General features: G+C 62.1%; 20 protein-coding genes, 1 tRNA gene and 1 pseudogene. 12 read left to right on the plus strand and 10 right to left on the minus strand.

All coding sequences use genetic code 11. The features are described 5' to 3' along the window. Window positions 1–7 precede the first annotated feature (7 nt). The 4 genes from FPT15_RS11445 to FPT15_RS11460 are packed head-to-tail and all read left to right on the plus strand — an operon-like array spanning window position 8 to window position 4,816. Window positions 8–934: a 4-hydroxyproline epimerase gene (locus FPT15_RS11445; RefSeq protein WP_145160969.1), complete on the plus strand. Its 927-nt coding sequence runs from the start codon at window positions 8–10 to the stop codon at window positions 932–934. Window positions 935–973: 39 nt separating this feature from the next. Then, a complete protein-coding gene (locus FPT15_RS11450; RefSeq protein WP_145160971.1) occupies window positions 974–1,921 on the plus strand; it encodes a dihydrodipicolinate synthase family protein in 948 nt (315 codons plus the stop codon). A 60-nt stretch (window positions 1,922–1,981) separates the two neighbouring features. Next, entirely contained in the window at window positions 1,982–3,553 is a 1,572-nt protein-coding gene (locus FPT15_RS11455; protein WP_145160973.1) for an aldehyde dehydrogenase (NADP(+)), read from the plus strand. Between the two features lie 3 nt (window positions 3,554–3,556). Next, complete coding sequence (locus tag FPT15_RS11460) at window positions 3,557–4,816, plus strand: FAD-binding oxidoreductase (RefSeq protein ID WP_145160975.1); 1,260 nt, start codon at window positions 3,557–3,559, stop codon at window positions 4,814–4,816. Between the two features lie 22 nt (window positions 4,817–4,838). On the opposite strand, the gene FPT15_RS11465 is transcribed toward FPT15_RS11460, so the two are convergent. The 6 genes from FPT15_RS11465 to FPT15_RS11490 all read right to left on the minus strand — a co-directional run bounded on the left by FPT15_RS11465 (window position 4,839) and on the right by FPT15_RS11490 (window position 10,202). Beyond that, entirely contained in the window at window positions 4,839–5,753 is a 915-nt protein-coding gene (locus FPT15_RS11465) for an ADP-ribosylglycohydrolase family protein (protein ID WP_145160977.1), read from the minus strand. A gap of 50 nt (window positions 5,754–5,803) precedes the next feature. Next, window positions 5,804–6,787 carry a GlxA family transcriptional regulator gene (locus FPT15_RS11470; protein ID WP_145161234.1) on the minus strand — a complete coding sequence of 328 codons (984 nt, stop codon included), beginning with the start codon at window positions 6,785–6,787 and terminating at the stop codon, window positions 5,804–5,806. A 438-nt stretch (window positions 6,788–7,225) separates the two neighbouring features. After that, window positions 7,226–7,834 (minus strand): LysE family translocator, encoded by a 609-nt coding sequence (locus tag FPT15_RS11475; protein ID WP_145160979.1) that lies wholly within the window; start codon window positions 7,832–7,834, stop codon window positions 7,226–7,228. Window positions 7,835–8,238: 404 nt separating this feature from the next. Continuing rightward, on the minus strand, window positions 8,239–8,703 hold the full coding sequence (locus FPT15_RS11480) for a hypothetical protein (protein ID WP_145160981.1): 465 nt from the start codon (window positions 8,701–8,703) through the stop codon (window positions 8,239–8,241). Between the two features lie 234 nt (window positions 8,704–8,937). Further along, window positions 8,938–9,459, minus strand: a complete 522-nt coding sequence (locus FPT15_RS11485) for a DUF1993 family protein (protein WP_145160983.1) — start codon at window positions 9,457–9,459, stop codon at window positions 8,938–8,940. Window positions 9,460–9,491: 32 nt separating this feature from the next. Then, window positions 9,492–10,202 (minus strand): CerR family C-terminal domain-containing protein, encoded by a 711-nt coding sequence (locus FPT15_RS11490; RefSeq protein WP_145160985.1) that lies wholly within the window; start codon window positions 10,200–10,202, stop codon window positions 9,492–9,494. Window positions 10,203–10,300: 98 nt separating this feature from the next. Here FPT15_RS11490 and FPT15_RS11495 point away from each other — a divergent pair, with 98 nt between their 5' ends. The 7 genes from FPT15_RS11495 to FPT15_RS11525 all read left to right on the plus strand — a co-directional run bounded on the left by FPT15_RS11495 (window position 10,301) and on the right by FPT15_RS11525 (window position 17,423). Beyond that, window positions 10,301–11,410, plus strand: a complete 1,110-nt coding sequence (locus FPT15_RS11495; protein ID WP_145160987.1) for an HlyD family secretion protein — start codon at window positions 10,301–10,303, stop codon at window positions 11,408–11,410. Continuing rightward, window positions 11,403–12,968, plus strand: coding sequence for a DHA2 family efflux MFS transporter permease subunit (locus FPT15_RS11500; RefSeq protein WP_145160989.1), 1,566 nt, complete (start codon window positions 11,403–11,405; stop codon window positions 12,966–12,968). The genes FPT15_RS11495 and FPT15_RS11500 overlap by 8 nt, the downstream gene beginning before the upstream one ends. Continuing rightward, window positions 12,965–14,386 carry an efflux transporter outer membrane subunit gene (locus FPT15_RS11505; RefSeq protein WP_145160991.1) on the plus strand — a complete coding sequence of 474 codons (1,422 nt, stop codon included), beginning with the start codon at window positions 12,965–12,967 and terminating at the stop codon, window positions 14,384–14,386. The genes FPT15_RS11500 and FPT15_RS11505 overlap by 4 nt, the downstream gene beginning before the upstream one ends. Window positions 14,387–14,449: 63 nt before the next feature. Beyond that, complete coding sequence (gene gcvA, locus FPT15_RS11510; RefSeq protein WP_145160993.1) at window positions 14,450–15,355, plus strand: transcriptional regulator GcvA; 906 nt, start codon at window positions 14,450–14,452, stop codon at window positions 15,353–15,355. A 74-nt stretch (window positions 15,356–15,429) separates the two neighbouring features. Then, window positions 15,430–16,257 (plus strand): DMT family transporter, encoded by an 828-nt coding sequence (locus FPT15_RS11515; protein WP_145160995.1) that lies wholly within the window; start codon window positions 15,430–15,432, stop codon window positions 16,255–16,257. Window positions 16,258–16,295: 38 nt separating this feature from the next. Beyond that, window positions 16,296–17,057, plus strand: coding sequence for an SDR family oxidoreductase (locus FPT15_RS11520; protein ID WP_145160997.1), 762 nt, complete (start codon window positions 16,296–16,298; stop codon window positions 17,055–17,057). A 108-nt stretch (window positions 17,058–17,165) separates the two neighbouring features. Further along, a complete protein-coding gene (locus tag FPT15_RS11525; RefSeq protein WP_145160999.1) occupies window positions 17,166–17,423 on the plus strand; it encodes a hypothetical protein in 258 nt (85 codons plus the stop codon). Window positions 17,424–17,455: 32 nt separating this feature from the next. Here FPT15_RS11525 and arr read toward each other — a convergent pair. After that, window positions 17,456–17,870 (minus strand): annotated as a pseudogene (arr, locus tag FPT15_RS11530) (NAD(+)--rifampin ADP-ribosyltransferase). A 637-nt stretch (window positions 17,871–18,507) separates the two neighbouring features. Here arr and FPT15_RS11540 point away from each other — a divergent pair. Beyond that, window positions 18,508–18,831, plus strand: coding sequence for a hypothetical protein (locus tag FPT15_RS11540; protein ID WP_145161003.1), 324 nt, complete (start codon window positions 18,508–18,510; stop codon window positions 18,829–18,831). A gap of 183 nt (window positions 18,832–19,014) precedes the next feature. Here the strand turns inward: FPT15_RS11540 and FPT15_RS11545 are convergent, their stop codons facing one another. From FPT15_RS11545 to FPT15_RS11555, 3 genes are all read right to left on the minus strand, one after another. Continuing rightward, window positions 19,015–19,194 carry a hypothetical protein gene (locus tag FPT15_RS11545; RefSeq protein ID WP_145161005.1) on the minus strand — a complete coding sequence of 60 codons (180 nt, stop codon included), beginning with the start codon at window positions 19,192–19,194 and terminating at the stop codon, window positions 19,015–19,017. Between the two features lie 170 nt (window positions 19,195–19,364). Continuing rightward, a tRNA-Cys gene (locus FPT15_RS11550) sits at window positions 19,365–19,438 on the minus strand. A gap of 212 nt (window positions 19,439–19,650) precedes the next feature. Next, entirely contained in the window at window positions 19,651–21,930 is a 2,280-nt protein-coding gene (locus FPT15_RS11555) for an acylase (protein ID WP_145161007.1), read from the minus strand. Window positions 21,931–21,939: the final 9 nt, after the last annotated feature.

Genomic DNA, 21,939 nt, shown 5'->3' on the forward strand with positions numbered 1-21,939 from the left:
GCATTTTATGAAACGGTTGCACGTGATCGACTCCCATACCGGCGGCGAACCCACGCGCCTGGTGCTGGACGGCTTTCCCACGCTGACAGGCAGCAGCATCGCCGAGCAACTGGAGAACTTGCGCACCGAGCACGACCTGTGGCGCCGCGCCTGCCTGCTGGAACCGCGCGGCAATGATGTACTGGTCGGCGCGCTGTACTGCGAGCCGGTCACTCCGGGTGCAACGTGCGGGGTGATCTTCTTCAACAACACCGGCTACCTCGGCATGTGTGGCCACGGCACCATCGGGCTGGTCGCCTCGTTGCACCACTTGGGGCGCATCGATCCCGGCGTGCACAGCATCGACACGCCGGTCGGCCCTGTAACGGCCACCCTGCACGAAGACGGCGCCGTGACCCTGCGCAACGTGCCCGCCTATCGCCATCGTCACCACGTGGCGGTGGACGTGCCAGGCCATGGTGTGGTCCACGGCGACATTGCCTGGGGCGGCAACTGGTTTTTCCTGGTCTCGCAGCACGGGCAAACGCTGGAGATGGGCAACGTCGACGCCCTCACCGACTACACCTGGACGATGCTCAAGGCCTTGGAAAACCAAGGCATCCACGGCGCCGATGGCGCGCTGATCGACCATGTCGAACTGTTCGCAGACGACGCCAACGCCGACAGCCGCAACTTCGTGATGTGCCCCGGCAAAGCCTACGACCGTTCGCCGTGCGGCACCGGGACCAGCGCCAAGCTCGCGTGCCTGGCCGCCGACGGCAAGCTCGCGCCCGGTGCGACCTGGGTGCAAGCCAGCATCACCGGCAGCCAATTCGAAGGCCGCTATGAATGGGACGGCGAGCGCGTACGCCCGTTTATCACCGGCCGCGCCTACATGACCGCCGACAGCACCCTGCTGATCGACGCGCAGGACCCTTTCGCCTGGGGCATCTGAGCCCCGATTTTTTACTGAACGCTGCAAGGAGTTAAAACAATGAGCGACAACATTTTCACCGGTTGCATCCCCGCGCTGATGACCCCGTGCACGCGTGAGCGCACGCCGGACTTCGACGCCCTGGTGGCCAAGGGGCGCGAGCTGATCGATATCGGCATGAGCGCCGTGGTGTACTGCGGCTCCATGGGTGACTGGCCGTTGCTCACCGAGGCCCAGCGCCAGGAAGGTGTGGCGCGCTTGGTGGCTGCCGGTGTGCCGACCATTGTCGGCACGGGTGCGGTGAACAGCCGTGAGGCCGTGGCCCACGCAGCGCACGCGGCCAACGTCGGTGCCCATGGCCTGATGGTGATCCCGCGCGTGTTGTCACGCGGTGCGTCGGCTACCGCGCAAAAGGCGCACTTCTCGGCCATCCTCAATGCCGCGCCAAACCTGCCGGCGGTGATCTACAACAGCCCGTACTACGGTTTTGCCACCCGCGCCGACCTGTTCTTCGAACTGCGCCGCGAACACCCCAACCTCATCGGTTTCAAGGAATTCGGCGGCGCTGCCGACCTGCGTTACGCGGCTGAAAACATCACCTCCCAGGACGATAACGTGACCCTGATGGTCGGCGTCGACACCCAGGTGGTGCACGGTTTCGTCAACTGCAACGCCACCGGCGCCATCACCGGCATCGGCAATGCGCTGCCACGCGAAGTGCTGCAACTGGTGGCCCTGAGCAAGCAAGCCGCCAAAGGTGACGCCAAGGCGCGGCGCCTGGCCCGCGAACTGGAAGCGGCGCTGGGCGTGCTGTCCTCCTTCGACGAAGGCTGCGACCTGGTGCTGTATTACAAGCATTTGATGGTGCTTAACGGTGACCAGGGTTACGCCCTGCACTTCAACGACACCGACGTGCTCAGTGATGCGCAGCGGCGTTATGCCGAGCACCAGTACGCGCTGTTCCGCCAGTGGTACGCCAACTGGTCGGCCGAACAGAACCTCGCCTGAGCCCTTGCGCGCCGCTGTGTTTCTCACAGCGGCCAACCCTCATTTTTCCAGGACGACCCCATGACTCTGACGGGCAAGATGCTGATCGGTCAGCAAGCAATTTCCGGCCATCGCGAAGCGATTCGGGCCATCAATCCCGCCACCGACGCGCCACTGGAGCCGGCTTACGCCGGCGGCAGTCGTGAGCATGTCGAGCAGGCGTGCGCCCTGGCGTGGGCTGCGTTCGACACCTATCGCGAAACCTCGCTGGCCGAGCGCGCCGGCTTTCTGGACGTCATTGCCGACACTATCGAAGCCCTTGGCGATGAGTTGATTGAACGCGCCATGGCCGAAACGGGCCTGCCGCGCCCGCGCATCCAGGGCGAACGAGGCCGCACCTGCGCGCAGTTGCGTAGCTTTGCGCGCACGGTGCGCGCTGGTGAATGGCTGGGCGTGCGTGTCGACACCGCGCAGCCCGAGCGCCAGCCGTTGCCACGTCCAGACTTGCGTCAACGGCAGGTGCCACTGGGACCGGTGGCCGTGTTTGGCGCGAGCAATTTCCCCTTGGCGTTCTCGGTGGCGGGCGGTGATACCGCATCGGCCCTGGCGGCCGGCTGCCCGGTGGTCGTCAAGGCACACGGTGCCCATCCCGGCACCAGTGAACTGGTCGGACGCGCGGTGGCCCAGGCGGTGAAGGCCTGTGGTTTGCCCGACGGGGTGTTTTCACTGCTTTACGGCGCAGGCACGGACATCGGCGTGGCGCTGGTCGCCGACCCGCGCATCAAGGCCTTGGGCTTTACCGGTTCGCGCAACGCTGGTATCGCGTTGACCCAGGCGGCGCAGGCGCGGCCGGAGCCGATCCCGGTGTATGCCGAGATGAGTTCGATCAACCCGGTGTATCTGTTTCCTGCCGCGTTGCAGGCACGTGGCGAAGCGTTGGCGCGGGGTTTTGTCGCGTCGTTGACTCAGGGCGCCGGGCAATTTTGTACCAACCCTGGGTTGGTGATTGCCGTCGCAGGCAGCGCACTGGATGCTTTCATCGCCAGCGCAACGCAGTTGCTGCGCGGTTGCGCGGCCCAAACCATGCTGACGCCGGGTATTTTCCGCGCTTACCAAAGCGGCGTGAGTACGCTGGCCGAACATGCCCGGATTGCAGCAACAGGTCAGGCGGCCGACGGCCCCAACCAGGCTCAGGCGCACCTGTTCGTCGCCCCGGCCCACGACTTTTTGCGCAATCAGCACCTGCAAGCAGAAGTCTTCGGCGCCGCATCGCTGGTGGTGGTGTGCGCCAGCGAAGATGAAGTCCGCCAGGTCTCGGAACACTTGGAAGGCCAACTGACGGCCACACTCCACCTGGACGATGCGGACGTGGCACGTGCCAAAGCCTTGCTGCCGGTGCTTGAACGCAAGGCCGGGCGCCTGCTGGTCAACGGCTGGCCCACGGGTGTGGAGGTGTGTGACGCCATGGTCCACGGCGGGCCCTTCCCTGCCACCTCGGACTCACGCAGCACCTCGGTGGGCACAGCGGCGATCCTGCGGTTTTTGCGCCCGGTGTGCTACCAGGACTTCCCCGATGGTTTGTTGCCTTGCGCGCTGCAACAGGGCAACCCGTTGCAGTTAAGGCGTTTGCTCGACGGTCAGAGAGAGGCCTAGGCCATGTCCGATTCCAACACTGCAGACACCGTCGTCATCGGCGCCGGGATCATCGGCGTGGCCTGCGCGTTGCAATTGTCGCGTCAAGGCCGGCGCGTGGTGGTCATCGACCCGCAGCAGCCCGGTATGGGCGCCTCCTATGGCAATGCCGGGCACTTGGCGACCGAGCAGGTGTTTCCGATTGCCGACGTGTCGATCCTCAAGCGCCTGCCGGCGATGCTGATGGACCCCATGGGCCCGCTGCGCCTGGACTGGAAATACCTGCCGCGCGCCCTGCCCTGGTTTGCGCGCCTGCTGCTGAACCTGCGCCCGGCGCGCTACCGGCGCACGGTCGCAGGTATTCGCGCGCTGAATGAAGCCAGCCTGGCGGCGTGGCAACGCTTGTTGCAGAGCATCGACCGGCCACAGTTGTTGCGTCCAGACGGTTCCTTGCTGGTGTTTGAGCGCGCCGCGTCAGCTGAGGCGATCGATGCATTGCGCCTGCGCATGCAGCAGCAGAACGTGGCGGTGGAATTCTGGCCAGGCGATGCGATACGCCAGGTGGCGCCGCAACTGAGCGAGGCTATCCGAGGCGGCCTGTTTTTCCCCGCCACCGGGCATTTTATTGACCCGTACACCGTGGTCTGCGCACTGGTGAGCGCCGCCCAGGCCAGTGGCGTGCAGTTTGTGCAGCAGCGCGTGCTGGATGGGCGGCTGGAAGGCGCTGGCGTGTCGCTGATGACCGATCAAGGCGTCGTCACCGCGCGCCAGGTGCTGATCGCCTGCGGTGCTCACTCGGCCAGACTCACCGCGGCACTCACGGGTAAAACAGTGCCGTTGGATACGGAGCGCGGCTATCACTTGATGCTGCCAAGGGAGCAGCACCGCCTGCCGTTTGCCGTCACCTCGTTTGAGCGCAAGTTCATCATGACGCCCATGACCGATGGCTTGCGCTTGGCCGGCACCGTCGAGTTCGCAGGGCTCGAGCGCCCGGCGAATATGCAGCGTGCCTGGCAATTGCACCGGCTGAGCCAAGGGCTGTTCCGTGAGGACCTGAACGCGCAGGACGCGACCGCCTGGATGGGGTTTCGCCCTTCCCTGCCCGACTCATTGCCGATCATTGATCGGCTGTGCGACGGCAAGGTGTTGCTTGCGTTCGGGCACCAGCATTTGGGCTTGACGCAGGCGGCGGTGACGGCGGAGATCGTCGCGCAACTGGCCGCCGCACAACCCTCGCTGTCCGGGCTGCCCACGCTTGCGCCCTATCGACTGGGGCGATTCTGAGCAACGCTCCCGGGTGCCGGCCTCAGTGGCCGGCCCTGGAGGCGTCTGATAAGGCATCCGCCATCTGCTGAATCTCCTCGCGCATCCATAATTTTTCCAGCCAGCCGGCGGGGATGCCTTGGACGCCATAGTAGGCGCCCGCCAACTGGCCCACGATGGCGGCCGTGGTGTCCGCATCGTCACCCAGGTTTGCAGCGGCGAGCACGGCATCGGCAAAGCTGTCGGTGTGGTGGAAGCACCAGAACGCGGCTTCCAGCGAGGCAACCGAATAGCCGGAACCGGCAATCTCGCCACGCGCCTTGTTACGGTATTCGCCGGCAGCGATAGCCAGCACTTTGGGCGCCGTCAGCGCACTGTCCGAGACGCGCAACACCTCGTCTTTGAGCATGCCGCTCAAGGCCTTGCAAAGCGCCTGCGCGAGCACCACACAACACTCGATGGCCTCTGGAGCCGCGTGGGTTGTGCGTGAACTGTCGATGGCAAAGGTGCGCACACGTTGCAGGTCCGGGAAGAAGAACAACACCACAGGCGCGAGACGCATCATCGAGCCATTGCCGGCCGAATACGGGTGTGTAGAACCGGCAAATGGGTCGCCATGCTGCTGGAAAGCCGCCAAGGCCTCGCGCACGGTCATGCCGATATCAAAGCAGTCTCCCGTGGCACTCAAATAGCCCCATTGCCACCAGTTCAGGTAACGGCCCATCTGATCCTTCGCATCAAAGCCGCCCTTGCTCAGCAGGCTTTCGGCCAGGCACAGGGCCATCGATGTGTCGTCCGTCCACTGGCCAGGCTTCAGGCTGAACGGCCCGCCTCCGACCATGTCCGTCACGGCGGCAAATGTGCCGCGGGGCATGAACTCAACCGTGGTGCCGACCGCGTCGCCACAGGCCAGCCCAAGCAGGCTGCCACGGTAGCGGTCTGACAGTGTTATAGGCATCGGTACTCCTTGATAAAACGTCGTCCAGATAGACAATCAACGCGCGCAGACTACTTGACCAGCCGCTTCTCCTTGGAGGGGCGATAGCCGAAATACGCGCTGTAACATTTGCTGAAATGGCTCGGCGAGACAAAACCGCACGCCACCAGCACGTCCACTTGGGACAGTTCGGTGTGCTGCAACAAGCGCCGCGCCTCGGTGACCCGCAGTTCCATGTAATAGCGCTGCGGCGTGGTGCCCAATTGTTCCTTGAACAGCCGCTCCAGCTGACGGCGTGAACGACCGGCGTAGACGGCCAACTGGTCGAGTTCCAGCGGTTCTTCAAGGTTGGCGTCCATCAGCTTTACCACCTCACGCAGCGGCGCACTGACGCAGACATTTTCCGTGGGTTTGATGCGTCGGTAACGCGACTCCTCAAACGCCAGAATGTCTTCAATGCCCTCGACCAGCGCCTTGCCGTGCAGACCCTTGATCCAGTCCAGGGCCATGTGAAACGCGCCTGAGGGGCTGGAGGCCGTCAGGCGGTCACGGTCGATCACATAGGGCTCGCTGGTCACTTGGGCGGCCTTGGAGACCTCCGCCAGCGCCGGGCGATGTTCCGGGTGGATGGCGCAGCGATAGCCCTGCAGCAGTCCGGCGCGGCCGAGAAACCAGGCGCCGTTCCACAACCCGGCAAGGGCGACAGCCTGTTCGGCGGCGCTGCGTAACAGCTGGCTGAATTCGTCATCGGCCTTGAGTTCGGTACGAAAGCCGCCGCACACCACCAACAGGTCCAACTGCGGCAATGCCGACACGTCCAGGCGCGCATCGGGACGGATCACCAGGCCCAGGTCGCTGATCACCTCGCCGTCGCCGCAACCAAACGTACGGGTGGCAAACAGTTCGGGACGCAGCAGGTTGGCGGTGATCAGCGTGTCGAGGGTCTGGGTGAATGCGGGCAGGGAGAAGTGTTCGAGCAGCAGGAAGCCCACACGGGTAACCGGCGGCCGCTGCTGGGGGGAGTCATTCAGGTAGCGCAGGTTCTTGCCTTGCATGCCACCGCTGAATTGGCGTCTTTCCATCGAGGGTTGGCCCACGCTTATTGTTGATGCAGTGGGCGCTATCTTAGGGGCAAATGCAGGCGCTGTCCCTCGGCATTCCCCAGGCGTGGTGCCTGGGCGTGCGGTTGCCCCGGCGGCGCTGTTGAACGCCAGCCGCGTGCCTGATCTTTAGAAACCCGCCCGCCTTCCAGGCCAGCTGCCGGGCAGTTGCGGGGCCATCTGATACGGTTTTTTCTTTGCTATCTGCGTCTGTATCGAAAACGCCTCGAGGCGGACAATGGCGCCAATCCGACATTCCTGTCGCTCCCTTCCCTTCGGAGGCCTTATGACCAAGATGGCACTTTTCCTGTTCGGCTTTTTGGTGTTGACCATCGGCATCGGCTTGCTGGCGACCATCTCGCCCGTGTGACTGCGTCACCGTCTCGAACTTTATCAACTCGCAAAGAGCATCGGGTACAGCGACACCACCAGCAGCCCGGCCATCGACACGTTGAACAGACGCAACCAACGCGGTTCACGCAGCACAGTGCGCAGGCCAGTGCCGCAAACGACCCAGACACACACGCTGGGCAAGTTGACCACCGCAAACACCAGGACAATCACCAGCACGTTGGTCACATAACCCTCGGCCGGCGTGTAGGTGGTGATCGCCCCTAACGCCATGATCCACGCCTTGGGATTGACCCATTGAAACGCCGCCGCCCCGAGGAAGGTCATGGGTTTGGCGTGTTCGTTGTCGCTCTCGGACATGCCGCCGGAGGTTGCAATCTTCCACGCCAAGTACAACAAGTAAGCCGCGCCCACATACCGCAACAGGGTGTAGGCCCACGGAAATACCTTGAACACTTCGCCCAGACCGAGCCCCACCGAAATCACCAACAGCATAAAGCCGATGCTGATTCCCAACGCGTGGGGCATCGACCGGCGAAACCCGAAGTTCACACCCGAGGCCAGCAGCATCGTGTTGTTGGGGCCGGGTGTGATCGAGGACACGAAGGCAAACAGCACGAAGGCTGAGAGCAGGCTGGTAGACATGAACATGGCGCGGCATCCAGACGGCGGTGGTTGCCTGCGACAGTAATCGGTTGCAGCCCTGGCTGCCCCGTACAGCTAGGGTCGGATCGAGGAATACACTTTGGCGTTGTCGAGAAACTCGCGGGGGATAGGTCCACCAGATCCACACGGCCACGCTGGCAAGTACGCCGACGATCACAAGCATCAAGGTTTCTCCGGCAGTGGCGAGTGGAATGCTTTCACTGACCGGTATAGTTGCTCACGCTGCTTGAATCTGCGCTGAACGCATCAAAAAAGGCCAAACCATGAGTGTCGGCACAGCGCCGTGATTGAGTTGCGGGTATTGAGTGACACTCACCGCCGGTCAGGCAGAAAACGGTCCCCACTGACGCGCCGGGAACCGTTTTGGGCGTGGCTGACAACCTGCGGTCTCAGTTCTGCGGCCGTTGTTTGGTCGAGTCCAGTTCGGCTTTTTTAGCGGTGGAAATTTCAGTGATCTGCGCAGACTTGGCGATGGCCATGTCAAACGTGTCCTGCATTGTGGCGATGGCATCGGTCGCCGTGCCCTTCAGCCCGCCATTGGCCGCCCAGTCGAAGTTCCACACGCCGGACAGGTTGTCGGCGCCGGCCACGTCGTGGGTTTCGATGGCGGTGAATACATCCGGGTGTTTTTCCATGTACTTGGCAGCGTCGGAAACGTTCGCTGGCACCTTGCCCGAGGCATTGCTGGCCAGTTGCGACAGCTCCTGCTTGGTGATGGCCGACTTGCCCGTCTGGCGCATGTAATCGGCAATGACCTTGCTGGACTTGGCAATGTTCAACTTGTCGTCGAAAGACGATGGCGAGGACTTTGGCGTGTTCGACCCGCCAGACGCGGGCGTTACGGTAGTAGACATCGGCGCTGCTCCCTCAATGGAACGAATGAAATCGTCGTGCTGACGATACCCCGATGCGGACGTTAGCATGGGCAAAGGGCCATTCCCCATGCTTCACAACATTTCACAACGGCTGGCCGATTTTCGCAGCATCTGGGCGCAGGTCATCTGCAAAAAAGCGCGGCGGCAGACCACTCGTACAGCACGTGTCGACACTGCGCAGAACCCCAATCGCCGCCGCCCTTAGTGCTGCGTTCAGCCCTGACGCACATACGCAAACATGTGCGGCACATAGTCCGCTTTGCCCAGCGGCACGCCGTTATGGCGCAGGATGTTGTAGGCGGTCATCAGGTGAAAATAGAACTGCGGCGTGGCCCAATTGACGGCGTATTCGTTGCCGGTCATTTGGAAGGCGATACCACCGGGGAGTTCGATGGCGATGGATTCATCCGCCCGACGCTCAATCACGCTGCGATCAGCGCCGGCGAGCACTGCCAGCGTTTGGTCGATCAGTGCGAGCGCCTCAGCCATCGAAGTCGGCGCCTGCAGCGTCGACAGCGGCTGCCCGCTTAGCCGCTCAACCGCCTCGCGCGCCTGGGTGCAGGCGTAGCGAACCTGAGTCGCCAGGGGGTGCATGTCGGGTGCCAGGCGTGAATCGAGAAGAACTTGCGGGTCGAAAGCCAGCGCTGCAGCGTGAGCCTCACCTTTGGCGAGCAGGCCTTTGAGCGAGTTCAGCATCTGGGCGAAGCAGGGAATGGTAACGGTATAGAGCGACATCGTTGCGTCCTTGTCTGGGGTTGAACATCACATCACGTAGCGATCACGCCGCGTTGCTTGACCAGGCCTTCGAGGGTAAACCGGGCCTGCATCAGCACCACGTCGCGCACCAGTTCCATTTCCTTCTGGTTGACCTCGGCCCACTTCAACGCCTCAAGCAGCTTGGGTTTTTGCACCCGGAATGCCAGGCCCTGGGTGAACAGTGCCATCGAGTGAATCACGGTGCGCTCGTCCTCCACCGCAAAACCGGCCAGGCGCGCGATCAGTTGGCGGATAACCCGGCCAATGCGCGCCTTGAAGCGATCCTCAAAGGCGGTTGTCGCGCTTTCTGGACACAGGCCGGCCTGGTGGCGGTCAAGAAACGCACGCCAGGCGGTGGTTTGCGGGCTGTCCTGGATGGTGGAAACCACCGTACCGAGGATGCCCAGCGACACGTCGATCAGGGTTTTATCGTCCGAGGCCTCATCAGCCAACGCGCATTCGGCGGCCTCCACGCACGTCGCCATCTTGCGCCACAGCAGTGTGATCAAGTGCTCGACACACTCCAGATAGATGCCTTCCTTGCCGTCAAAATAATACTGAATCGCCGGGGCGTTGACGCCCGCTGCCGTGGCGATGTCGCGGGTCGACGCGCCGTCGTAGCCGCGCTCGCCAAAGACCACGACCGCCGCGTCGACAATACGCGCGCGGGTTTCTTCACCACGCTGATAACCACCCTCGGCGGCAGGTTTATGTCGTGCCATGTGCAGCTCCTTTCGAATACCGGACCAAAATATACCAGTTGACAAAAATTCGCGAAAAATGGAATTTATTCCATCTGTTATAAATCTGGAGTGACCCGATGTCCGCTGCACCTCCCTCGCCTCAGGTCATTCCTGAAGACACCGTCAACCGTCAACGCGGCAAGGCTCGACGGATACTGCTGACCATCGCCACCGTCGCACTTTTGGGTGCTGTGGGTTGGGCTGCCTGGTGGTGGCTCACCGGACGTTTCATCCAGACCACCGACGACGCCTACCTGCAAGCCGACAGCATCAGTGTGGCGCCCAAAATCAATGGCTACGTGGCCCAAGTGCTGGTCAGCGACAACCAGGACGTAAAGCGCGGCGATGTGCTGGTGCGCCTGGATGCGCGCAAATACCAGGCCGTCAGCGATGAAGCCTCGGCAACCATTGCCGCGCGCACGGCCGACTACGCCAAGGCCCAGGCCGACCTGGTGCAGCAGGACTCGACCATTGCCGAAGCGCGCGCGCAGTTGCAAGGCGCCGAGGCCGATGCAAAACACGCACAGACCGAAGTCGCGCGCTACGCCCCGCTGGCGCGTTCAGGTGCCGAGCCCGAAGAGCGCCTGGCGCAGCTGAATAACCAATTGGCCCAGGCCCGCAGCACCGTGGCGGCCAAACAGGCCGCCTTGCGCTCCAGTCAGACCCGCTATGGCACGCTTGAAGCACAACTCAAACAAGCCCAGGCGCAACTCGGCGTGGCCAAGGCCAGCGAGGCGCAGAGCCAGCTGGACGTGGATGATGCAGTGATTCGCAGCCCGCTGGACGGGCGCGTGGCCGACCGCGGCGTACGTGTCGGTCAATATGTGCAGCCCGGCACTCGCTTGCTGACAGTGGTGCCGATCAGCGCGATTTACCTGACCGTCAACTACAAGGAAACCCAGATCGGCGACATGCGCCCCGGCCAATCCGTCAGCGTGCACGTGGACGCGCTGCCAGGGCGTGATCTGCAAGGCCATATCGACAGCCTGTCTCCGGGCACCGGCGCGCAGTTCGCGCTGCTGCCGCCGTCGAATGCCACCGGCAACTTCACCAAAATCGTGCAACGCGTACCGGTGCGCATCTCGCTGGACATACCCGATGAGGTGCGCGCGGCGTTGATGCCTGGCCTGTCGGCAACCGTTGACGTCGACACCCGCACCCATGCCGCGGACGCCAATCATGGCTGAAGCGCTGATGGCCGAGGCCGCAGAAAAACCGCGCAACGCCTCGCTGACCGACTGGATCGCCGTGGCTGCCGGCGCACTCGGCGCCCTGCTGGCGACGCTGGACGTGTCGATCACCAACTCGGCGCTGCCACAGATTCAAGGGCAAATCGGCGCGACCGGCACCGAAGGCACGTGGATCGCCACGGGCTATCTGATGTCGGAAATCGTCATGATCCCCCTCGCCGCCTGGCTGACCCGGGTGTTCGGCCTGCGCCGGTTCCTGATCGGCACGGCGTTGATGTTTACTGCGTTTTCGATGTTCTGTGGCCTGTCCTCAAGCCTCGGCGCCATGATCGCCGGGCGCATCGGCCAGGGGTTCGCCGGCGGCGCGATGATTCCCACCGCGCAAACCATCGTGCGCACGCGCCTGCCGCCGCACCAGCTGGCCATCGGCACCACGATGTTTGGCATGACCGTGATCCTCGGCCCCTTGCTCGGCCCGGTCATCGGCGGCTGGCTCACGGAAAACATCAACTGGCGCTGGTGCTTCTTTCTCAATCTGCCCATCAGCATCGCCCTGATCACGCTGCTGATCACCGGCCTGCCAAGCGAGCGCATGAACCTGCAACGCTTCATCAGTGCCGACTGGTTGGGCATCCTCGGCCTGGCCATGGGCCTGAGTTCGCTGACGGTGGTGCTTGAAGAAGGCCAGCGTGAGCATTGGTTCGACTCGCTGCTGATCACGTGGCTGAGCATCGCCACGGTGATCGGCTTTTTCCTGATTGCGGTCGGGCAGTTGCGCTCGAGTACGCCGATCGTGCGACTGCAACTGGTGCTGAACAAGAGCTTTGGCAGCGTGCTGTTGATCGGTACCGCCGTGGGCGCCGGGATTTATGGCACGGCGTATCTGGTGCCGCAGTTCCTGGGCATCCTCTCGGGCTACAACGCGCAGCAGTCAGGCGCGATCATGTTGCTGTCGGGCATACCGGCGTTTTTGCTGATGCCCATTTTGCCGCGCATGCTCGGCCGTTATGACCTGCGCTGGATGGTCGGTGCCGGCCTGTTGCTGTATTGGGCCAGCTGCTTCGTCGACACCCAACTCACCACAGAGAGTGTCGGGCACGACTTTGTCTGGTCGCAGTTGTTGCGTGGTTTTGGGCAGATTCTGGTGATGATGCCGCTCAGCCAACTGTCGATGCGTTCGGTCGAGACCCGTGACGCCGGGGACGCCGCCGGGCTTTACAACATGTCGCGCAACCTGGGCGGCACCATCGGCCTGGCCTTGCTTGGCGTGTTGATGGACCGACGCAGCCATTTTCATGACGACAGGCTGCGCGAAGGCATCCAGGCCAACAGCCAGTTGGCGCAGGACCACATGGCCAGCCACACCGCCAGCTACCTCGCGCAAACCGGCGATGCATCGACGGCGCAGGTGCAGGCGTTCGCACAACTGGCCAATGACATTGCGCAACAAGCCTCGGTGATGGCCTACAACGACTCGTTTTATGTACTGGGACTCGCGATGCTGGCGTGCCTGCCCCTGATCTTCATCCTGAAAAAGCGCACGGTACAACGATGATTCCTCGCACCCTTCCCCTCTTGCTGACCATCGGCCTGTTGTCGGCTTGCACCGTCGGCCCGGATTACCACGGCGCCCCCAACGTCGCGCCAAAGACCCTGGCGGCCGGGCACCTGCCGCACGCTGACAGCGCATCGGCAAGCACTCCCGGTGTCGCGCAGTGGTGGCGAACCCTGGGCGACGCGCAATTGAACCAGCTGGTGGAGCAAGCCCTGCAAAACAGCCCGGACATTGCCACGGCCCAGGCGCGCCTCAAGCAGTCCCGCGCGAGCCTCGGCGGCGCGCAAGCCAACGCAATGCCCAAGGTCACCGGGGATGCCGCGATGCTCAAACTGCGCTCCCCGGACACCTCCGCGCTGGGTGGCAACAATGGTGGTGGCCGCGGCCCGTTGAGCCTGTACCTCGCCGGTTTCGATGCCAGCTGGGAGGCCGACCTGTTTGGCGGCACACGCCGTGCAGTCGAAGCCGCCCAAGCCGAGGCCGACGCCTCCCAAGCCCAGCTGGCTGACGCCCAAGTGCAATTGGCTGCGGAAATAGTGCAGGCCTACACCGACCTGCGCGACCAGCAAGCACGCCTGGCATTGGTCGACGCCAGCGTCGGCATCGAAAACCAGGCCCTGGACCTCACCCAGCAACGGCGCGAGCGCGGCGTGGCCTCGCAACTGCAACTGGAGCAGGTACTGACACAGGCCCAAAACACCCAGGCCCAACGCCTGCCGCTGCAAGCCGCCATCGTCGAATCGCTCGACCAGCTTGGCCTGCTCTGCGGCCTGGAACCCGGCGAGCTGGACAGCCAACTGGCCACCGCGCGGCCGCTGCCCGCTATCCCGGAGGCGGTGCCGGTCGCCGACCCGGCCGCACTCTTGAAGGCCCGCCCGGACATCCGCATCGCAGAACGCAAACTGGCATCGAGCAATGCCCAGATTGGCGAGAAGACCGCAGACTGGTTTCCCAAACTGAACTTGATGGGCGACCTGTCATTCTCGGCCGGTGACCCGGGGCACCTTGCACGCAAGGACAACGGCACCTGGTTGATCCTGCCTCGGATCACCTGGAACGCGCTGGATTTCGGCCGTGTTGCCGCCAGCGTCAAAGGGGCAGAGGCTGGACGTGACGAGGCCCTGGCCAACTATAAAAGCGTGGTGTTGAGTGCCTTGCGCGATGCCGACGTGGCGTTGGCGCGTTATGGGCACCAGCGCCAGAACGTGCTGCTGTTGCGCACGGTGGAATCTTCCGCAGTGCGTGCAGCCGACCTGACGCGTCAGCGTTACCGTGCAGGTACCGCGAGTACGCTGGATTGGCTGGATGCGGAGCGCACGCGCTATCAGGCACAAGAAAGCCGGATCTCCGCGGACGCAGAGCTACTGAAGGATTTTGCGTCGCTGCACAAGGCACTGGGGCTGGGATGGACACGGTGAGCAGGCGATTGGCGGCAAATCAACTACCATGAGCCTTCATTCATGGCTACCGGCTTGCATTCGATGAGAGACTTACCGCCCACCGCCACCTTGCGCGCCTTTGAGGTTGCCACACGGCATGCCACCTTCACCTCGGCGTCGCAGGAACTGCATGTCACCCAAAGTGCTGTCAGCCATCAGTTAAAACACCTCGAAGCGATTTGGGGTCTGGAGCTTTTTCAGCGCGGCAAGTCGCTGACATTGACACCCGCCGGCGCCGCGCTAGCGCCGATCGTGCGTGAGTTTTTCATGAACCTGCAAGCCACCCTGTCTGACCTTCGGGAACACAAAGGCCGGGTGCGCCTCAAGGTCAGCACCACTTACTCCTTTGCGCTCAAATGGCTGCTTCCCAGGTTGCCGAGTCTGTCGCAGCAGCACCCGGAAATTCTGATCACGCTGGAAACCAGCGACAAGGCCATCACCTTTTCCAGCAGTGAATCTGACGTGGCGATCCGCCTGGGCAATGGCAATTATCCGGGCCTGCACTCGGAGTTTCTGCTCAGGGAACAGATTTTCCCCGTGGCCAGCCCCGATCTCCTACACCGCTTTGGCCTGCCACAAACGCCTGCGCAGTTATTGCGTTACCCATTGCTGACGCGCGACGGCGCAGACCTGGTGCCGAAGTGGGAGGCCTGGTTCCAGCATGTCGGCACGGGCATCGCGGCACTCAAGGAAAGTGTGCGGTTTGCAGACACCAACATGACTATCGAGGCTGCGCTGCTGGGCCAGGGCGTCGCGCTTGCGCGAAGCGGGCATGTCGAAGCGCAGATCCGCGACGGCAGTTTGGTCAGGCTGTTTGATGTGCCGTTCGACTCCCCGGTGGCCTACTATTTTGTCTGCCCAAAAGGCATCGAATCGCAGCCCCACGTCGTCAGTTTTCGTCACTGGCTGATGGAAGCGTCACAGCAGGCCCAACTGAGCTACCGCTAAAGCATGAACGTTTGCTCATGCCAGGATGAGGGGACTTCGCTTTAGTGCAGGCGCGCCGTTGCTTAGGATGGCGCATGCCTTTTCATATCGTTTTGCTCATTCTGTTCGCCGCCCTCCTGCACGCCAGCTGGAACGCGCTGCTGCGTGGCGGCGCCGACAGGTTGTGGTCGATGACGGTGATGTGCCTGGCGGTGGCCACTGCCAGCGTGCTCATCGCGCCGTTCCTGGCGCCGCCCGCCCGGGCCAGTTGGTGCTACGCCGGGCTGTCGGCGGTACTGCATGTGGGCTATAACCTGTTTCTGGTACGCAGCTACAAGGTCGGCGACCTGGGGCAAACCTATCCGATTTCCCGCGGTTCCTCGCCTATTCTGATCGCCCTGAGTGCTGCGGTTTTTGTCGGGGAAGCAGTCACCGGCGCTGCGCTGCTGGGCATTGCGCTGGTGTCTGGCGGCATCATTTCCCTGGCGTTCAATAAACGCAGGCTTGCCGTTCCCAGCCTGCCGTACGCATTGGGTACTGGGGTTTTTATTGCGGCTTACAGCGTGACCGACGGCATTGGCGCCCGGCTGTCTGGCGCGCCCTTGGCGTATACCGTGTGGATGTGCGCGTTGTGGGGCGTGTTGATGCCTCTGGTGTATATCGGTTTACGTGGGACGCGCAGTTTGTTCAGCTGGCGGCCCGGTGTCGCGACGGCTTTGGGCGGCGGACTGGTCTCGCTGCTGGCCTACGGGATCATCATCTACGCCATGTCCACTGCGCCCATGGGCGCGGTGTCTGCATTGCGCGAAACCAGCGTGTTGTTTGCCGCGCTGATCGGTTATCGGTTTCTCGGCGAGGCATTCACGCTGCGCAAGTTTCTGGCCTGCGCGGTGATTGCGCTCGGCACTGTACTTATCGGCTGAGGCCGTCCATTGCTGTCACACAGTGAGGTTTACGCGTTATGAGCACCCTTCCCCAGGCCCCTGTCATCCTGATTACCGGTGGCAGCCGCGGCGTCGGTGCGGCCACCGCACGTCTGGCCGCCGCGCGCGGCTACGATGTCGCGATCAGCTACGTGTCCGACCAGGCCGCCGCCCTGGCCGTGGCGAATGACGTGAAAGCCGCCGGACGGCGAACGCTGGCGGTCCGCGCCGATAGCGCAGAGCCGGAGCAGGTCGCGGCGTTATTCGCCGCGATTGACCGCGAGTTTGGCCGCATCGATGTGCTGGTCAACAACGCGGGCATACTCGGACCACAATCGCGCCTCGAAGACCTCGGCTTTGCACGCATGCAGCGCATCTTCGCGGTCAATGCCATCGGCCCGATGCTGTGTGCGCAACAAGCGGTCAAACGCATGTCCCATCGCCATAACGGCCGCGGCGGCGTTGTAATCAACGTATCCTCGGGCGCGGCCCGGCTTGGCAGTCCGAACGAATATATCGACTACGCTGCCTCAAAAGGCGCCCTGGAGACGTTCACCATCGGCTTCGCCAAAGAAGTTGCGCGAGACGGCATCCGCGTCAACTGCATCCGCCCCGGCCATATCTACACCGACATGCACGCCAGTGGCGGAGAGCCGGGTCGGGTGGATCGGGTCAAGGACTCAATCCCCATGGGCCGCGGCGGACAACCCGAAGAAGTTGCGCGGGCTATCCTGTGGCTGGCGAGCGATGAAGCGTCGTTCATTACCGGCACGTTTCTTGACGTCACCGGGGGCAAGTGAGGGCAGGACGCACGGGTTCTCATGAGGTATTTGGTAATCCCCAGACCTGGCTGAAAGAGGGATGGGGGTGAATGGATTGGACTTCAAGCAATGTCAGGTAGGTAGCAGATGGAAGGATTGATGCAGGGGCTCGATGGGCTCAGGACTGCGCAGCAAGAACTGTTTTATGACCTTGAAGATGCGGCGGCGGTTATCGGCTGGTCAGTGGTTGAACTGACGGCCATGGCCGGCACTGGCAGGACGCCGGACGAAGCGGTGGCGTTGATGAAAATATGTGCGTTGCTGAGAGCTCAGCAGGGGAAAATTGGCCTGTATGCAGATGAGGTCAAAGCGCAGCGCATCGCCAGGTCCGAGGCCCAGGCTTGATCGCTACTCATCAACGCGCAGGTACCGGCCCATCAGTCGAGGATGACATCGCCGCCTTCGGCCTTTAAACGAGCGAGGTTGTCTTTCATCTGCTGCAACCGCTCTGGCGAATGCCCTTGCCACTGGGTCACTTCGGCGACGACCCGCAGTGGATCGCGGGAGATAGGAGAGCGTCGGATTGCCGGGAAACTTCTTATCCGTGACGTTGGGGTCGTCCACGATCGGGCCCGTGGGCTGTACGACATAAATGCGTTCGCGCTCATCGCCAAGTGCCAGTTCGGCCCCCCAGATAGCGGCGTCCAACGTGCCCGCAAAATAGACCCAGGACAGCGCACGCCCTTCGGTGAAATTGGACGCATAACCGACGCGGATCATGTCTCCCGGCTCGAGGTCAGCCCGAGTGCCGTGAAAGAACTGTCGCGTAAACATGCTGGCGGCGTTTGACATGGGCTCGCTTCTCCAAGGATGCGTGGTGCCAGGCCCGCCCGTCTGCAGAGCAAGGCATGCCCTTCTTGTAACTGACAGTCAAACGCCTAAGCAACCTTACGAGGACAGTCCAGCCCCCTGCCGTCAGCCTTGCAATGCAGATAATCGCTCCACAGCCTGAACGCCCGTTGCTGCCTGGCAAATGCCGCCTGCCATTGCTCACCGCCAATTTGCTCAACGGGCGTCGCCATCATCTGCTCCGTTGCCAGGTCCAGTTCTTCTACGAGCTGGCGCCCGTTAGGCATATCCAAAATTAGAGATCGCATAGCTACCTGTCTTATTTGTTCTGTAGATCGACCTCTGTATCCCTTTGATAGTGCGTGGGTTCCGACGAACGGTTACATTTTCTTACAGATTCAACTGCGAGGGTTCGCAGGCGATGATGGTGCGGGGGTCACCGGCGAGACACACAGACAAGTAATGAAGACGGAGAGACAAGAGATTTCTCTCTGGAACTTTTTGTAACATTTTATAATTGACGCTTGTTAACAGCCATCGCGAAACAACAGCGCAGGTTTATCACTTGCGCTGTTAATTGACGATAGCTGAACCGCATAAGCGCTTAATTCACGTGTTATAGGCAAAAAGGATAAGGAACATGTCACTGCACAAGTTATTTGCACTGGTCATCACGGTGGCATTGTTGGGCGGCTGCAATGCGCTCGCAGGCAAGACCAACATGTTGAGCGATGATGACGTGAAATCGCAAAGCGCCGGCGCGCTGGGCTACGCCCCTGCGGACCTGACTATTGTCAATCGTCAAACCCAGGGCACCAATACCTACGTATTGCTGAAAACCAACGATAACAAGCAATTCAACTGCATTATCAACGGCGGCAATATCTTGACCTTCGGCATGTCCAACCCGCCCTCTTGTGCGAAAAAAGGCGAGCAGATAAAGAGCGGGCCGTTTGGGGGATAACTGTCACGCCATAATCGAAGGGCGTGATCAAATCGGCTTTCGCTGCCAGTCTTTTAATAGTGCAGCGTCGGTATAAATCACGTTATTTGCTGCTATGACTGATAAAGGAACGGATCTATTTAGTTGAATAGAGCCGTTCCTTTTTTACTTTGAAAGTCGCCTCGCGTTGTCATCAGGTGACGTTTACCCGATGCATTCGTGAATAACCGCGCCCGCGCGGCGCAATTCATCCAGATACGCCTCGGCGTTCGCAAGTAGCTGGGGCTTATACGACCCGGCGGAAAACGGAAAACCGCTATTGAGGCCCAGCACGGCTGACAGCGAAAGCACCACGCTCAGGCCGGTCGCCAGCTGCAAGGGCATACGGGGCTGTCGCTCGCGAAACCGCTCGATGGCAGTACGCCCAACGATGCCCGACCTACCGGCAAACACTATGTGCTTTGTGGTCATTGATCCGGATGACAAGGCTGAGCGCAGTCAATTTTAAGGCAATAAAAAACCCCGTAGACGTTAATCTACGGGGTTTCTAAGAGTGGAGGCCGAGGTCGGAATCGAACCGGCGTAGGCGGATTTGCAATCCGCTGCATAACCATTTTGCTACTCGGCCTCAAACGACAAATGCCCTGACCGCTGACATTTACCGCATAAAAACTTGAGTGGGCTATAGAACCCTGCCTCTACTCTAACTTATTGAATACATTGAAGTTTTTAATGCTTCGTTGCGTTCGATGGGCGCCATTATGTACTCATTTGCTTTTACCTGCAACCCCTTGATTTCAAAAATATTTCGTATTGGCATCAAGGGGTTGCGCACCTGCCCTACTCCTTGATGAGCTGTTGCTGATACTGCGGGTCAGCCTGGATCTGGGCGTCGGTGAAGGGCAGCGAGCGCAGTTTTTTCTCGGAGAAGGCGCGGGTCTGGTCCTTCGAATACTGGGAGGCGGGGTTGCTGGATTCGGAGAATGCCAATACGCCCAGGGCCTGCGGGCCTTGGGCGTCGAAGGTGACGATTTGCAAATAGCTGGTGCCGCTGACGACTTCGCGTTTGCCATCGGCGCGCGGCACGGTTTGCATGGCGTTGTAGATGCCCAGCTGCTGCGGGCCGCCGTGCATCGGGGTTTGGCCGGAGACCTGGATGTCGCCCCAGCGGGTCAATCCAAGCTGGCTCACCGCTGCCGTTGAGGCCAGCATGGCTTCGCGCAGGGCGTTGGCCACGGGTTCGCGCTCGATGGCCAGCCCACGCGGGGTGGTCAGGGGCTGCGCCGGGTCGAAGGCGACGCGCCAGGCGTCGGGGAGTGCCTGCAGGTGCTCGAACAGATTGATGAAGTGCACCAGGCCGACGCCGCTGTCGAGGTTGGCGTGTTGGTCCCAGTTTTTAAGGCTGGTGCAAAGTGGCTGCAATGTCGCCGCATCCCCGCCTAGGTGTTTGGCGCAGAACGCGAGCAGGTCGGGCATGACTTGGCTGGCGAGGTAGACCTCGTTGTCCATGACCATGTTTTGCAGGTCGGTTACCTTGATCGGTTGTTTGGCCAGCGATTGCAGGCGCTGCAGGGCGAATCGGGCGCGTGGGCCAAGGCCGATGTGATCCTGGCTGATCACCGGCGAAAACCCGGTCAATGGCGCCTTGGGGTTGGCCATCCACGCCGAATCATTGGCGTGTTGCACGTAGTCGGTGCGCTCCAGCTGCGGCAGGTCGGCGGCGGCGAAGATGCCGGGTTGGGCGGCACGCGGGTCGATGTCCCAGGCGCAGGCGCTGCGGGATCCGTCGAGCACGATCAGTTGCAGGCCGGCGCGCGGGTCGCTGCATTGCGCAAGTTTGGCCGCGCTGACGTTGGGCACCACTGACAGGTTCATGTACAGGCTCTGGCCCTGGTCATCGGCGGCCAGGGTGTTGACCCACGGGATGCCTTGCAGGGTGTGCACCGAGGTTTGCAGCGCCTTGAGGCTGGTGGCGCGGTTCATGGCGTCCCACTGCTGCAGGACGCGGTCGTTGCCCAGGTTGGCGTCGCGCAGGCTGAAGGCGTAGTGGCTGTCCCAATCCAGCTTGCCGGGCCATTGCACCACCGGGCCGAATTGCGAGCTGTACAGGGTATGCGCCTGCGGCCTCAGGCTGCCATCGGCCTGCTTGACCTGCACGGTGACGGAGGTTTTCTCCAGGGGAATGGATTGACCGTCGAGCAGGTAGCGCGTCGAATCCTTGGGATCAAGCGTCAGTCGGTAGAGGGTGAAATGCTTGGACGTGTCGACCGTGTGGGTCCAGGCCACATGCTGGTTGAAGCCGATGTTGATCAGCGGCAAGCCTGGCAGCGCGGCGCCCATCACGTCCAGTTGGCCGGGGATGGTCAGGTGCATCTCATAAAAGCGCATGCCGCCCACCCACGGGAAATGCGGGTTGGCTAACAGCATGCCACGGCCATTGAACGAGCGATCACGGCCTACCGCGACGGCGTTACTGCCGCGGTCGAGGCTGAAACGTTGCTGGTTGGCTGACGCCTGTTCAAAGGCTTTTAAACCGGGTTTCACACTGGCAGTGGCCTGAGGCGGTGTGGCGCCAACCAGGGCTTCGGCGAATTGACCGACACCGCCTTCCACCAGCAGCCTGCGCGTCAGCTTGACCACGTCTTGCGCCACAATCGGTCGAACCCACGCCGCCTGGCATTGTGCCGGCGCGCCCTGCTCTTTCAGGTAGCGGTTGTAGCCCGCGACGTAGCCTTCAATCCGCTGCTGTATCTGTGGCGTCTGAGCGTTCCAAAAAGCGCTCACCGCTTGGGGTGTATTCAGCCAGGTGAAAAACACATCGCTGGCAAGGTTGTTGCGCTCCTCCAGGGTCGCCTGTTCGGGGCCGAAATACTTGGCGCGCTCGCCGCTCACCGTCACCACTTCGTTGGCCAGCAGGCACAGGTTGTCCTGGGCATACGCGTAGCCGATGCCGAAGCCCAGGCCGCGTTCGTCGTTGGCGCGAATGTGCGGCACGCCAAACGTGGTGCGGCGAATGTCCGCCGACGCCTGTGTCACTTGCTCGCGCGCCGACGCGGCAACACTGGCTCCCAGCAACAGCCCCGCCACGCACACCCTGGACAACCGGTTGGAAATAATCACGCAAGCTCC

It is taken from the genome of Pseudomonas sp. RGB (genome assembly GCF_007713445.1).
GTDB lineage: Bacteria > Pseudomonadota > Gammaproteobacteria > Pseudomonadales > Pseudomonadaceae > Aquipseudomonas.

Excerpts from the sequence above, each read along its gene's own strand:
- FPT15_RS11445 (WP_145160969.1), top strand. The coding sequence starts at position 8 with ATGAAACGGTTGCACGTGATCGACTCCCATACCGGCGGCGAACCCACG.
- FPT15_RS11450 (WP_145160971.1), top strand. The coding sequence starts at position 974 with ATGAGCGACAACATTTTCACCGGTTGCATCCCCGCGCTGATGACCCCG.
- FPT15_RS11455 (WP_145160973.1), top strand. The coding sequence starts at position 1,982 with ATGACTCTGACGGGCAAGATGCTGATCGGTCAGCAAGCAATTTCCGGC.
- FPT15_RS11460 (WP_145160975.1), top strand. The coding sequence starts at position 3,557 with ATGTCCGATTCCAACACTGCAGACACCGTCGTCATCGGCGCCGGGATC.
- FPT15_RS11465 (WP_145160977.1), bottom strand. The coding sequence starts at position 5,753 with ATGCCTATAACACTGTCAGACCGCTACCGTGGCAGCCTGCTTGGGCTG.
- FPT15_RS11470 (WP_145161234.1), bottom strand. The coding sequence starts at position 6,787 with ATGCAAGGCAAGAACCTGCGCTACCTGAATGACTCCCCCCAGCAGCGG.
- FPT15_RS11475 (WP_145160979.1), bottom strand. The coding sequence starts at position 7,834 with ATGTTCATGTCTACCAGCCTGCTCTCAGCCTTCGTGCTGTTTGCCTTC.
- FPT15_RS11480 (WP_145160981.1), bottom strand. The coding sequence starts at position 8,703 with ATGTCTACTACCGTAACGCCCGCGTCTGGCGGGTCGAACACGCCAAAG.
- FPT15_RS11485 (WP_145160983.1), bottom strand. The coding sequence starts at position 9,459 with ATGTCGCTCTATACCGTTACCATTCCCTGCTTCGCCCAGATGCTGAAC.
- FPT15_RS11490 (WP_145160985.1), bottom strand. The coding sequence starts at position 10,202 with ATGGCACGACATAAACCTGCCGCCGAGGGTGGTTATCAGCGTGGTGAA.
- FPT15_RS11495 (WP_145160987.1), top strand. The coding sequence starts at position 10,301 with ATGTCCGCTGCACCTCCCTCGCCTCAGGTCATTCCTGAAGACACCGTC.
- FPT15_RS11500 (WP_145160989.1), top strand. The coding sequence starts at position 11,403 with ATGGCTGAAGCGCTGATGGCCGAGGCCGCAGAAAAACCGCGCAACGCC.
- FPT15_RS11505 (WP_145160991.1), top strand. The coding sequence starts at position 12,965 with ATGATTCCTCGCACCCTTCCCCTCTTGCTGACCATCGGCCTGTTGTCG.
- gcvA (WP_145160993.1), top strand. The coding sequence starts at position 14,450 with ATGAGAGACTTACCGCCCACCGCCACCTTGCGCGCCTTTGAGGTTGCC.
- FPT15_RS11515 (WP_145160995.1), top strand. The coding sequence starts at position 15,430 with ATGCCTTTTCATATCGTTTTGCTCATTCTGTTCGCCGCCCTCCTGCAC.
- FPT15_RS11520 (WP_145160997.1), top strand. The coding sequence starts at position 16,296 with ATGAGCACCCTTCCCCAGGCCCCTGTCATCCTGATTACCGGTGGCAGC.
- FPT15_RS11525 (WP_145160999.1), top strand. The coding sequence starts at position 17,166 with ATGGAAGGATTGATGCAGGGGCTCGATGGGCTCAGGACTGCGCAGCAA.
- FPT15_RS11540 (WP_145161003.1), top strand. The coding sequence starts at position 18,508 with ATGTCACTGCACAAGTTATTTGCACTGGTCATCACGGTGGCATTGTTG.
- FPT15_RS11545 (WP_145161005.1), bottom strand. The coding sequence starts at position 19,194 with ATGCCCTTGCAGCTGGCGACCGGCCTGAGCGTGGTGCTTTCGCTGTCA.